Annotated in this window: 15 protein-coding genes, 1 tRNA gene and 1 pseudogene; 4 read left to right on the top strand and 13 right to left on the bottom strand. The window is 68.0% G+C overall.

Annotated features, from left to right (window positions below):
- On the bottom strand, window positions 1-411 hold a 411-nt coding region (locus HY703_10655), incomplete at its 3' end, for a PD40 domain-containing protein (protein MBI4545646.1).
- A gap of 601 nt (window positions 412-1012) precedes the next feature.
- Between HY703_10655 and HY703_10650 the strand changes: the two genes are divergently transcribed.
- On the top strand, window positions 1013-1558 hold the full coding sequence (locus tag HY703_10650) for a DinB family protein (protein MBI4545645.1): 546 nt from the start codon (window positions 1013-1015) through the stop codon (window positions 1556-1558).
- Window positions 1559-1583: 25 nt separating this feature from the next.
- Here HY703_10650 and HY703_10645 read toward each other — a convergent pair whose 3' ends face one another.
- The 8 genes from HY703_10645 to HY703_10610 all read right to left on the bottom strand — a co-directional run bounded on the left by HY703_10645 (window position 1584) and on the right by HY703_10610 (window position 5958).
- Window positions 1584-1973, bottom strand: coding sequence for a sulfide dehydrogenase (locus HY703_10645; GenBank protein ID MBI4545644.1), 390 nt, complete (start codon window positions 1971-1973; stop codon window positions 1584-1586).
- A 182-nt stretch (window positions 1974-2155) separates the two neighbouring features.
- Complete coding sequence (locus HY703_10640; GenBank protein ID MBI4545643.1) at window positions 2156-3451, bottom strand: molybdopterin-dependent oxidoreductase; 1296 nt, start codon at window positions 3449-3451, stop codon at window positions 2156-2158.
- 181 nt (window positions 3452-3632) lie between these two features.
- Window positions 3633-3872 (bottom strand): hypothetical protein, encoded by a 240-nt coding sequence (locus tag HY703_10635; protein MBI4545642.1) that lies wholly within the window; start codon window positions 3870-3872, stop codon window positions 3633-3635.
- Between the two features lie 109 nt (window positions 3873-3981).
- Window positions 3982-4380 carry a type II toxin-antitoxin system VapC family toxin gene (locus tag HY703_10630; GenBank protein MBI4545641.1) on the bottom strand — a complete coding sequence of 133 codons (399 nt, stop codon included), beginning with the start codon at window positions 4378-4380 and terminating at the stop codon, window positions 3982-3984.
- Window positions 4380-4613, bottom strand: a complete 234-nt coding sequence (locus HY703_10625; protein ID MBI4545640.1) for an AbrB/MazE/SpoVT family DNA-binding domain-containing protein — start codon at window positions 4611-4613, stop codon at window positions 4380-4382. Before HY703_10625 ends, HY703_10630 begins: the two co-directional genes overlap by 1 nt.
- A gap of 68 nt (window positions 4614-4681) precedes the next feature.
- Window positions 4682-4849: a hypothetical protein gene (locus tag HY703_10620; protein MBI4545639.1), complete on the bottom strand. Its 168-nt coding sequence runs from the start codon at window positions 4847-4849 to the stop codon at window positions 4682-4684.
- 111 nt (window positions 4850-4960) lie between these two features.
- Window positions 4961-5398 (bottom strand): hypothetical protein, encoded by a 438-nt coding sequence (locus HY703_10615; GenBank protein ID MBI4545638.1) that lies wholly within the window; start codon window positions 5396-5398, stop codon window positions 4961-4963.
- Between the two features lie 62 nt (window positions 5399-5460).
- Entirely contained in the window at window positions 5461-5958 is a 498-nt protein-coding gene (locus HY703_10610; protein MBI4545637.1) for a nucleotidyltransferase domain-containing protein, read from the bottom strand.
- Window positions 5959-6294: 336 nt separating this feature from the next.
- Between HY703_10610 and HY703_10605 the strand changes: the two genes are divergently transcribed.
- Window positions 6295-6561 carry a hypothetical protein gene (locus HY703_10605; GenBank protein ID MBI4545636.1) on the top strand — a complete coding sequence of 89 codons (267 nt, stop codon included), beginning with the start codon at window positions 6295-6297 and terminating at the stop codon, window positions 6559-6561.
- Window positions 6562-7947: 1386 nt separating this feature from the next.
- Here the strand turns inward: HY703_10605 and HY703_10600 are convergent.
- A pseudogene (locus HY703_10600) lies at window positions 7948-8007 on the bottom strand (SEC-C domain-containing protein).
- 242 nt (window positions 8008-8249) lie between these two features.
- Window positions 8250-8414, bottom strand: coding sequence for a hypothetical protein (locus HY703_10595; protein ID MBI4545635.1), 165 nt, complete (start codon window positions 8412-8414; stop codon window positions 8250-8252).
- Between the two features lie 158 nt (window positions 8415-8572).
- Between HY703_10595 and HY703_10590 the strand changes: the two genes are divergently transcribed.
- Window positions 8573-8761, top strand: coding sequence for an XRE family transcriptional regulator (locus tag HY703_10590; GenBank protein MBI4545634.1), 189 nt, complete (start codon window positions 8573-8575; stop codon window positions 8759-8761).
- Between the two features lie 517 nt (window positions 8762-9278).
- On the opposite strand, the gene HY703_10585 is transcribed toward HY703_10590, so the two are convergent.
- Window positions 9279-9479: a hypothetical protein gene (locus tag HY703_10585; GenBank protein ID MBI4545633.1), complete on the bottom strand. Its 201-nt coding sequence runs from the start codon at window positions 9477-9479 to the stop codon at window positions 9279-9281.
- A gap of 188 nt (window positions 9480-9667) precedes the next feature.
- Here HY703_10585 and HY703_10580 point away from each other — a divergent pair, with 188 nt between their 5' ends.
- Window positions 9668-9880 (top strand): excisionase family DNA-binding protein, encoded by a 213-nt coding sequence (locus HY703_10580; GenBank protein ID MBI4545632.1) that lies wholly within the window; start codon window positions 9668-9670, stop codon window positions 9878-9880.
- 162 nt (window positions 9881-10042) lie between these two features.
- On the opposite strand, the gene HY703_10575 is transcribed toward HY703_10580, so the two are convergent.
- Window positions 10043-10138: transfer RNA gene (locus tag HY703_10575), tRNA-Leu, on the bottom strand.
- Window positions 10139-10461 lie beyond the last annotated feature (323 nt).

Genomic DNA, 10461 nt, shown 5'->3' with positions numbered 1-10461 from the left:
GTTCTGCGGCGGTTTGGCCACGCGCGTGATCTGCGTGGTCGCGCCCTCCGCGTCCATCCAGCGCACAAAGAGCTGGGTGCCCTCCGGCTCGCCCTTGGCTAGGTACAGCATGCGCGTGCCGTCCGCCGACCAGCGCGCCTCGGAGCCGTTCACCAGGAAGCGGTTCCGCCCGCCATCCGCGTCCATGATCCAGAGGGAGGACTCCCAGCGGTCATGCTTGCGGTCGGCCCAGCGGCGCGTGTACACGATCTGCCGGCCGTCCGGCGAGAGCTGCGGGTCCGCTACCGTCTCCCAGTCCAGGTAATGCTGCACCGTGAGCAGCGTGTCCGACGGCTTCTCCTGCGCCGCGGACGGTGCGGCCAGGAGCAATGGCGAGGCGAGCGGCAGCAGGCATCGAAGCAGGGCACGCATGGTCACCTCCACGGACGCGGGAGCTGGTCAGGAAAAATGGATCTCGTGCATTGGCCGCAGGGGCCGGATGGCATGAGCGTCACAAATTGCGCGGCGGCAGCTCTGGAAGGCAAGTCCTATCCGATCCGCGCCTGGCCAGATCGCGCTCATGCAGATGGGGGTGCCGGCTCGAGCCAGCACCCCCTGGAAATCGCCCGCGACCCGGTTGCGGGCGCCTAGCAATCTGCGGCCATCATGCCGGTCACCTCGTGGCTTTCGGCCGCGCCATGCTCGACGTCGTGCCCCGCCGACTTCCAGCCCTCCATCCCGCCCGGATAGTGCAGCACGTTGCGAAAACCCGCGCGCTCGAGCTTCCGCCCCGCGTCCGGCGATGCCTGGCACTTGGGGCTCGAGGAGCGGCGTACCTCGGCCTTCCGGTTATGGTGTCCTCGCCGATTTTGCCCCCTGGCGGCGGTGCCGGCGCGGGCACAGGCGTTCCCGCGTGCGCCCGCACGGCCGCACGGCGCTCCGCACGGCGCTCCGACTTGTTCGGCAGGCGGCGCCTGTCTAGATTCGGCGACCGAGTGCCGCTCCTTCTCCACCCCCAAAAAGCGAGGCTCCCATGAAGCGACTGCTTGGAGTTGCTGTGTTCGTTGCTGCCGCCGGGCCCGCCTTCGCCCAGGGCGCCGCGGGCGAGCCGGCCAATCCGAATGCGGCGGTCGGCTCGGCGCGCGCCATCTACGAGATCGCAAAGGGTTACGTGGTCCGGGCCGCGGATCAGATGCCGGAAGAGAACTACGCCTTCCGGCCCACGGCGGAGGTGCGCAACTTCGCGGAACTGATCGCGCACATCGCCAATGCCAACTACCTCTTCTGCTCGAGCGCGCTGAAGGAGGAGGACCCGCACAAGGAGGATTTCGAGAAGACGCGCGCGGCCAAGCCCGCGCTGGTCGAGGCGCTGCGCGCCTCGTTCGAATACTGCGACCGCGCGTATGGTATCGCGGACGCGGCCTCGCTGGAGACGATCGACCTGTTCGGCGGCCAGCGGACCCGGCTCGCGGTGCTCATCCTCAACGCGGCCCACGACTTCGAGCATTACGGCAACATCGTCACCTACATGCGGCTGAAGGGGCTGGTCCCGCCCTCCAGCCAGCGCATGGCGTCCTGAGCGGGGGCGGGGTCCCTCCGCGGCGCTAGCCGCGCCTGCCCGTCGAGTAGTGCGCCTGCAGGTAGGCGGTGATCCGGCGGGCCACGTCCTGCCGGATCTGCGCGCCGAAGGTCGTGATCATCTTCTGCACGGACGCCTCCCAGGCGGCGGGCGGCAAGGGCGGCTGCATGGTGATGTAGGTGAGGCTGTGACAGGTGCTGCAGAAACCCTGCACCAGCTCCCGCCCCTCCCCCGGCGCGAGCTCCGGCGTATAGAGCGGGTAGGCGGAAACGCCGTACTCGGCGCCGGGAGGCTGGGTCTGCGGCAGCGGCTGCTCGATCGCCCCTAGGCTGCCCGGCACGTATTCGCCCGCCCGGCTGGCCGCCGACCCGGTGTCCTGGCTGGAGGGGGGCGGGAGGGTGCCGGCACGGTGCAGCGCGCCGCCGCTTACCGCCGCTGCTCCGGCGGAGGCCGCTCCGCCGGGCCGCGCCCCCGTGGCCCCCATCCAGCCCGGGCTCGCTTCCGGCGGCGCGCCCGGCCCGGCGCCGCTCCAGATCGAGAGGCCGGTCAGGGCGGCCAGCCCGGCCAGCCCCAGCCCTGTCGCGAGGCGGCCGTGCCTCATGCGGCGGGTCCCACGACCACCTCCTGGCGCTCGATGCGGTTCCACAGGTAGCCCCCGGGGTTCCACACCGGCTCGTCCGGCTGCGTGTTGCCGGCGGCGTCGGCCGCCCGCACCGCCAGCACGTGCGCGCCCGGACGCTCCGGCCTCCAGGTGTAGCTCCACTCGCGGAACGAGTGCTCCCCGTGGTCCGGGCCGAGCCGGGCCGGCTGCCAGCTCCGGCCGTCGTCCGCCGAGACGTCCACCCGCGTCACCCGGCCATAGCCGCTGAAGGCGATCCCCCGCACCACCACCGGCAGGCCGGCCGGGATCTTGGCGCTGCCGTCGGGCGTGATCAGGAAGGAGCGCACCGGCATGCGGTGAATCGGGATGAACCGCACCTGCCCCCCGGCCACCGCCTCTGGCGTGGTCGCGCCGCGCGGCGTGTCCGGGATGCGATAGGCCGTCCGCATCCAGAAGTTCTCGTCGCGCTGCCCGAGCACGCGGATCCAGCCCAGCGCCTTGACCCAGTAGGTCGCGAAATAGCCGGGCAGCACCAGCCGCAGCGGGAAGCCGTTCAGCATGGGGAGCGGCTCGCCGTTCATGCTGTAGGCGAGCAGCGCCTGCTCGAGCGCCGCGTCGCCCGCGTCCAGCGACTTGAGGTAGCGGTGGGAGCCCAGCCCTTCGGGCCCCCGCCCGCGGTCCAGCCCCTCGAACTGCACCTGCACCGCGCCCGGCTGGACGCCCGCCATGGCCAGCACATCGGCCAGCCGCACGCCGTTCCAGGTCGCGTTGCCCATGGCGCCATTCCCCCATTGCCCGCCGGCGACCCGCGGCTGGAAGCGGCTGCGGCTGTTCCCCGAGCACTGGTTCGCCGCGGCCACGGAGACGGAGGGGAACCGGCGCAGCAGGTCGTCCAGCGAGAGCCGGAGCGGGCGCTTCACCTGCCCCTCGACCACCAGCCGCCAGCGCGCCAGGTCCACGGCATTCGGGATGGCGTCCAGGTGCCAGCGCACGTAGAACGCGGGGTTGGGCGTGAACGCGCCGAGGCAGTAATGGCGCGGGGTCTCGAGCTGCACCGGCCGGTCGGTCAAACGGATGAGCGGCAGCTTCTGCGGGTAGGGGACCAGCGGGCCGACCGAGTTCCAGAACGGGTTCGGCCCCGGGCCGCTGAAGCCCGGCAGCGGCTGCTCCGTCTGCGCCGCGACCTGCGCCCAGCCGGACGCGAGCCGGCCGGCCACCAGCCCGCCAGCCCCCGCGGCCGCCAGCCCCAGCAGCCTTCTCCGCGAGACGTCCCGCCGCCCTCGTTCGGACATGGCCAGCGCCGCCTTTCCCCGCGTGGCGCACGATCAGGTGGCGAGGCGAGGACCGGCCGGCTGCCGGCTTCGAGCCCAGCCCCGCCCGCCAGGATTGCGGCAGGACACACGATGGACCGCCCCCCGGGCGACTGTCAATCCTGGCGAGCGCTTTGCCCGGCTGTTGCGGCTGCCGCCGCGCTTACGCAAGCCTGACGTCGCGCGCGAACCACGCGGCCAGTTCGGCTGGCGTGTGGATCCCTTCGCGCCCGGCGAAGCGGTAGCTCGCCCGGTGCTCGCCGCCTTCCCACCGCGCCAAGACGATCCAGCGCCGGCTCCGCAGGTCGGCCGTCACCACGACGTGCGGCGCGCTGATCCCGACCCTGCCCAGCGACTCCTGCACGGCCTGCGCGATGTCCTCACTGTGGTACGGCGGGAGCATGGACGAAAGCTTGGCCAGGTTGGGCGTGAAGCTGTTGCCGGTGAGTTGATTGGGCGCGAGGCGCCCGTGCCCTGTCGAGAGGCGCCGCGACTAGGTGTATCGCTAGCCTTCAACGCAGCCAGTTCTCCTGAGACAGTTCGGAGATCCGGCTGAACTCCTGCTCGTTGTCGGTGACGAGCGTGTGGCCGAGAGCAACCGCATGGGCGGCGATGAGCAGATCGTTTCCGCCGATCGGCCGGCCCGCTCGTTCAAGGCGCGTGCGGAGCAAAGCATAGGTGGCGTCGGCTGGCGCTTCGAAGGGCAGGACGTCAAGCGCACCAAGCACGGCTTCCAGTTGGGCCGTGAGCCGTGCCGATCCCTTCTTTGTGGCGCCGTATCGAAGCTCGGCAGCGACAATGATGCTGGTGCAGACCTCTGCTTCCCCTACCGCCCGAATGCGCTGCGCGACCCGGCCCTGCGGCGTCCGCACGAGGTCGGAAACCATGTTCGTGTCGAGCAGGTACGGCATCAGAAGTCCACTGGATCGACCGGTAATTCGGCGATCGGCGGGAACTCTTCCGCGAGCGGTTCGAGAGTCGCGAGCACCGCCAGCAACGACGTGGGTCGGGCCGGTTCGATGATCAGCCGTTCACCTTCCTTGTGCAGAATGGCTTCATTGCCGGGAAGCTTGAATTCGTGCGGGATCCGCACGGCCTGGTTCCGGCCGTTCTTGAATAGTTTGACGCGGCGTTCGGCGCTCATGGCCACCTCCGGCTGGCATATGCCTAAGCATATGTCACCGGGCTCGCTGCGTCAATGCTGAGGGTGTTTCACAAGAGCGCAGGCGCCTGACCGCCAAGCTCGGCCTCGACCGGACGCTGATCAATGGACTCTTCTAACTCCGCTAGACGGAGGTGGATCCGGTAGGGCTGCAGTGGCCGCACGTCCACGACGTCAAACAGCGTTTGACGCGTGTTCTTCTGGAGCCGCACCTTCACGGTCGGCACTTGGCCGCGAGTGAGGGGAGGCGCGCGCGGCTCGGAGGCGCTGCGGCCTTCCTGCTGATGGGTACGACTGGGGAGCTGTTTCGCTGACTTCAGGTCAACCTGCTATGGGTATTCGCGAAGCACGGCTGCAAGATCCGGGTCGGCAAGCAGCAGAGCGTCGCGGATAGCCGGTAGCGTGTGACGCATCCATGCGACAGCGTGGTCGCGTTCCGACGGGCCGGCGATAACCGGATCGTACATCGAGCCCTTCCGCAGGCCTCGGATCTCAATCGAATCGGCGACCAGATCGGCCAGTCCCGCGTACCCGAGAGCGGCAGCGCCGGCGAACGCCATCTCGTGGTGACCCTGGCCGCCGCCCGGCCGCAGACCATGAGCCGCGAGCAGAGCAAGGGCGGCAAGATGCCCCGCGTCGTAGGCTGCCCGCAGTGATCCGTCGATGCTCATGCCCGGCAGTTCGGCGTCCTGCGCACTCTCCACCGCCTTCTGCCAGACAGCGGCAACCTGCTCTCGACTGCTGGGCTGTTCTCGCAACCGATGCATCTCGAGCAGCGTCCGAACGCGTTCCGGCCAGGAGCCTCTTCCCGAAGGCTGACCGGGCCCGGTCACGACGGGGACCCGGCGAGGTCGGGGAGGCGAAGCCCGGCCGCTGCAGCCAGGGGGGCGATGGCCGACGCTGCACCGGCGACCCACTTCTTGGGACCCGCCAGGGTGTCGCGCACGAAGCGCCACCCCGGATGCTTCGGATCGCCAAGCCGCTCGGCGAGGGCCTGGGGCGTGTAGCGCACCGCGTTCACTTCCAGGTCGAGGAGGAGTTCGACCTCCGCGAGCTGACGCAGCAGCTTTTTGCGGTCGACCGTCGCGTCCTCAACGACGAACACGTCGATGTCGCTGTCGTCGCCCAGCGTCGCGCCGGCCGCCGAGCCGAAGATGAATGCGGCCTGGACCCCCGGCACGTCGCTCATGGCATCTCGCACGAGCGGGGTCGGATCGGTCGAGGCGCTCGCGATCATGCGAAATGCTTTCCAGACGGGCGAGTCGTGGAGAGGCGTGTAGCGGACGCGACGCCCATCCTTCCGTCGTTCAAGGGCACCCAGCGCCACCAACCGCTCCAGTTCGCGTTGAAGCGACGCACCTCCCAGGTGGAGGACCCGCTGCAACTCGCGCGCATGTGGCCGGCCATCGGGTCGGACCAGGAAGTACCGCAGAATCCGAGCGGCCGCGGGTGCGATCCCAAGGAGTTCCAGCGCGTCACGCGATGCCCTGGCAGCCGGTGCCCGCGAACTTCCCTTCATGCTCTTAAAATTAGGGCAGAATCCTGAACTGGTCAATGGAGCAACCTGCCGCCCCCACGGCACGCTCGCCACGACGGGTCCGCCGGCGGCGTCAAGGCAACGATCAAGTTCACTGGAGCGGCCATGGCTGGAGGGTGCGAGGCCATGGCGAGTCGGGTCGGCAGGCTCGGCTCGGTGGCGCGTCTGGGCCGGTGCGAATCGCACGGGAGGGAATTGCGGGTGCGGCGGTGGGCAGCGGCGCGCTTCTGCGGGCGGTGCTTCGCCTCAGGCGCCGCGGCTCTGGTCGAAGTGGAAGTCCGGGACGGGCTCGGGCTCGGTCGGACCCGTGGCGGGCGTCTGGTCGATGTCGAGGTTGTGGTCAGCATCGGCATCGAAGCCGAGGTCGTGCTGGGGCGGACCGCGGGCGGGTGAAAGGGGCGGCGGCGTGGCGGGCAGGCCGAGGTGGCGGAGGATGGCGCCCGTGCCTGCGGGGTCAGTGAGGAAGGCGACTCATGAGAAGCCGAGCGCCTCACGCAGCCAGCGCAGATCGATCCGCTGCTGCTGCGGCAGGCGCGCTTCGCTCTGCTCGAATTCCTTGAGAAGCACCTCCAGCTTCGGCCGGGCACGGGGCAGCCGCGCCGCCTCGCGCGGCGTAAGCCCGTCGAGCGCCGGGACGGCGTCGTCGAGCCAATCCCTCATGTGGCGTTCCCGGAATTGCCGTAGCGCTGCCTCGGCCTCCGGCGGGAGCGGCTCCTCCGCGCGCTGCCCTCGATTGGCGCCGGACGCTCGTGCAGCCGCCATGAGGTGCGCGGTATTCTCCTCCTTGCGCAAGCGGAACCGCACCAGCCCTTCTAGTTGGTCATCGATCGCGGAGCGTAGCGAGTTGGCGCGGCGCGTGGAGTTGGTCTCGACGGTCAGCCTGGTTCCAGTCAGGACGATGCGTCCAATGACGGTATTGTCCCACGAGCGGTGTACCGCGTTTCCGGCTTTCGTAACGGTGAACACGATGTCGCCGCCTTCCCGCTCCGGCTCCTGTACGCCCGGAAGCGCGGCAAGCTGGCGGGCTACCTCGTCGGCCGGCGCCAGGAGCCCGAAGTCATCCCTGGTCAGGACGAACGGATCACCGTCAGTGTTCTGCAAGCGCGGTGGCGGCTGATCTAGCATGTGTTGCACGCCGTCGCTCCAAAGTGCGATCAGTTCGAGCTGCATGTCGGGATCGCGCAGTCTTTCGGGAGGGACAGGGCGAGTACGAACGCGGCACATGCGTCGTGCCTCGCGCGCCGCAGCTTCGGCGAATCGCGGTGGCAGCGGCTGGGCGTGAACGCCACCGAAAAACGAAACGCCATCGCAGGTCAGGATCATCGCAAGGACAGTGTCGAATCGCCGCAGCGTGTGTGAGGTGCGGACGTCGTGAACGAAGCGCTCCTCACGCGTGAGAATGTCCGTGAGCCGCGATCCTGTGCCGGGTTCGACCTCCGCCACTTCCCAGAGCGACACCCACGCCGAGTCGTAGGCCTCCAGGAGCAGGCGGTCATCGGGCGAGATTCGATGCTGCTGGTGAACGCGCCACTCGTCGGCCAGCGTCAATCCAGCCGGGTTCACCCTGCAATGCTCCAGCCACGGGATGACGATTGACATTTCGGCGTCGGGAATCTCACCGCCGTCGAGCAGGCCCTCTGAGTCAAGGACATCGTGCAGCCAATGCGGGCCATGGCGCATCCGCGCGAACCGCATGAGGCGATCGCCCAGCTCGACATCGCGAGCCTTCAGCGCATTTGCGCGCGAGACGTCCGGTGAGGCGACGGCTACGGGATCAGCCGCCCCATGGCACTTCTTGTATTTCTTGCCGCTGCCACAAGGGCAGGGATCGTTGCGACCGATTAACATAAGCCGGGGAAATGCGGGTTGTCCCTCAGCGCGAGGTTGGATCGATGCCCAGAGTCTTGGCGTGTCGCACGAGCCGCGTCTGGACCGATACAGCCAGCCCCTTGGATGAGGGGGTCATAGCACGAGCGACTCGACGTACGGGCGCATCACGCTGCTGACGCGACACATCTCAGCGTACCGATCCAGCTCGCCAATAGGCACGCCGCACTCCGCGCACGCTTGTGCATTGCAATTCAGGCAGCTTCCACCGCATGCACCTCGATTTCCACTTTGAGCGCACTTCGCAGCACGTCGAAAATGGTGGCGAGGTTGTCCATGCTGGACCGAAGTGGTCGAACCATTCCTTGAAGGGTGTCGCCCCCGTCCTCGCGGACGTATTCCATGACGCGAATGGTCACGGAGCATAGTAACATTTTCGTGACCATCGCGAAAGGGGCGGCCTTGCGGGGCACGCGCTCGCGCGCCCCCAACCAGGGCGCCTCTCACCAGACGAACGTGCCGACCAAGCTCATCGTGCCCGCGCCGGCGCCTTGCCAGGGCGCATCCCCTTCGGCGGATTATCAAGACCGAGCGGCACACTCGATCCGGCGCCGCAAAGCTGTTCGGCGTCACACAGTCGCGGATCACCGACCTAGCGCGTGGCAAGATTGAGTTGTTTAGCATCGATGGACTCGTGAACATGCTCGCGGCCGCCGGACGCCGCGCCGAAGTCTCCGTCGAACGGGGAGAGCACAGGACTGCATGAACGGGATAGGCCGTCACAGGCGCGAACGCAGCCGGGCGCAGCGGAGAGGTAGGATGACTGACGAGCCGGCGTTCGGAGAGCGCCTGATCGCACGTGCCGAGGAGGCGCTGGCGATCAAGCGCGGTGAGAAGCCGCCGGCGCGTGTGTCGCGCAGCAAGGTCGCAACGCGGTCACGTGGGGCACTGGAAGGCAGAAGGATGGAAGACGTGTCGATACAGAAGGCCGCAGATCTTCTGAACCTCTCGCGGCCGTACCTGGTCCAGCTCCTGGAAGTGGGTGACACGCGGCTCCCGCGTTTAGCTTTCAAACAGCCGAGAGGCGGTAGTCCGTTTCTTCTCGACGCGCAGCGCCGACCTTCGAGCAACCGTGCCCGTAGGTACGGGTCCGAGCGCGATTCCCAACCGCGGTACACGACGTGGTGCGCCTCGAACCCGTGCTGATGCGCGACGTCCACCAGCACGGGCGAAAGGCATTCGTCAACGAGCAGCCGGAGAGGCACGTGGCAAGCCCCGCCAGGTCAGCGGTTGGTGCCGAGCTCGCCGGCTCCGAATACTCGGCGGGGCTTCCGCTCGTGCCATGGCGCAGCCCGGATGCGGAGGTACACGACTGCCGGCTCGTCCAGCCCGCGAACTATCTCGCCGCGCCGCCGCCCGAGCACCGGTTTCACCTCTCCGCGGTCAATTGCCTGCTCGACGGTCTTGCGCGGCAATTCCGCCACGAACGCTGCCTCTGTCGGCGACAGGTTTGTCGCGTCCCGAGGCGAAGCGCTGAAGTCGGCGTGAGGTTTACACACACGAGATGCGGGTAATGATTCGCAATGAGTGATCAGCGGACGTTTGGAGAGCGCCTGATCGCGCGGGCAGAGGAGGCCCTGGCGATCAAGCGGAGCGAAAAAGCGGCCAGCGCATGTGTCGCGCCGAAAGGTCACAACGCGGCAGCGGGGCACAGGAGGGCAGAAGGATGGAAGAGGTCTCGATCCAGAAGGCTGCGGATCTCCTGAATGTCTCACGCCCGGACCTGATCCAGCTCCTGGAGATGGGTGAGATCCCGTTCCGGATGGTCGGGAAACGTCGTCGGCTCCGTCTGCCCGACGTGCCCTTTCCAAGACTTGCCATTTGACGAGCGCCAGCGCGTGATTCGGCTGGGCCAGAGCGTCGCCGGCGATCGCCGTGGTCTCGAGCCCAGGAAGCTAAGGAGAACTGTACGGCAACCGTACCCGGGGAGAGCGCTTAAGGGAGCGGCCCCATCGCGTAAGTCGCGACAGGGCCGCAGATTCGAGAGTCGGGACGGCGGGATTTGAACCCGCGACCCCCTGAACCCCATTCAGGTTTGAGGGGTGAACGTTAACGACAAAATGTCGGCTTTCAACGAGTTCCGAGCGACGGTCCCGACATCTTGCTGCACGCTATGCCGCACTTTGCCGGGAGAAACGGCAACAGAAACGGCAACTGCTTCGCGCGAACGCTGGCGTGGCGGTGCAGTGGCGGACTTAGGAAGTCGCCGTTCCTTCAGCTCCCATCGACCCGCACTTTGTCTGCCAGCCCAAGATCATCGAGGATCTGGCGAAGGTCTAAGGTCAGGCTGCTCGCAACGTCCGCGTTGACCGTCACGGAGAAGTCGACGCCGACCCTGAGGTCGGTGCCCGACCTGAGCTTCGGCAGAACCTTGGTTCCCAGACGATTCCACACCTCGGGCGGAAC

It is taken from the genome of Gemmatimonadota bacterium (assembly GCA_016209965.1).
Lineage (GTDB): Bacteria > Gemmatimonadota > Gemmatimonadetes > Longimicrobiales > RSA9 > JACQVE01.
The sequence above is the reverse complement of the archived record's forward strand: the minus strand, read 5'-3'. Positions and strand labels throughout refer to the sequence as shown.

Bases quoted from the DNA above. Each gene is read 5' to 3' on its own strand.
- HY703_10650 (MBI4545645.1), top strand. From the start codon at position 1,013: ATGAAGCGACTGCTTGGAGTTGCTGTGTTCGTTGCTGCCGCCGGGCCC.
- HY703_10625 (MBI4545640.1), bottom strand. From the start codon at position 4,613: ATGAGCGCCGAACGCCGCGTCAAACTATTCAAGAACGGCCGGAACCAG.
- HY703_10630 (MBI4545641.1), bottom strand. From the start codon at position 4,380: ATGCCGTACCTGCTCGACACGAACATGGTTTCCGACCTCGTGCGGACG.
- HY703_10615 (MBI4545638.1), bottom strand. From the start codon at position 5,398: ATGCATCGGTTGCGAGAACAGCCCAGCAGTCGAGAGCAGGTTGCCGCT.
- HY703_10605 (MBI4545636.1), top strand. From the start codon at position 6,295: ATGGCGAGTCGGGTCGGCAGGCTCGGCTCGGTGGCGCGTCTGGGCCGG.
- HY703_10640 (MBI4545643.1), bottom strand. From the start codon at position 3,451: ATGTCCGAACGAGGGCGGCGGGACGTCTCGCGGAGAAGGCTGCTGGGG.
- HY703_10635 (MBI4545642.1), bottom strand. From the start codon at position 3,872: ATGCTCCCGCCGTACCACAGTGAGGACATCGCGCAGGCCGTGCAGGAG.
- HY703_10580 (MBI4545632.1), top strand. From the start codon at position 9,668: ATGTGTCGCGCCGAAAGGTCACAACGCGGCAGCGGGGCACAGGAGGGC.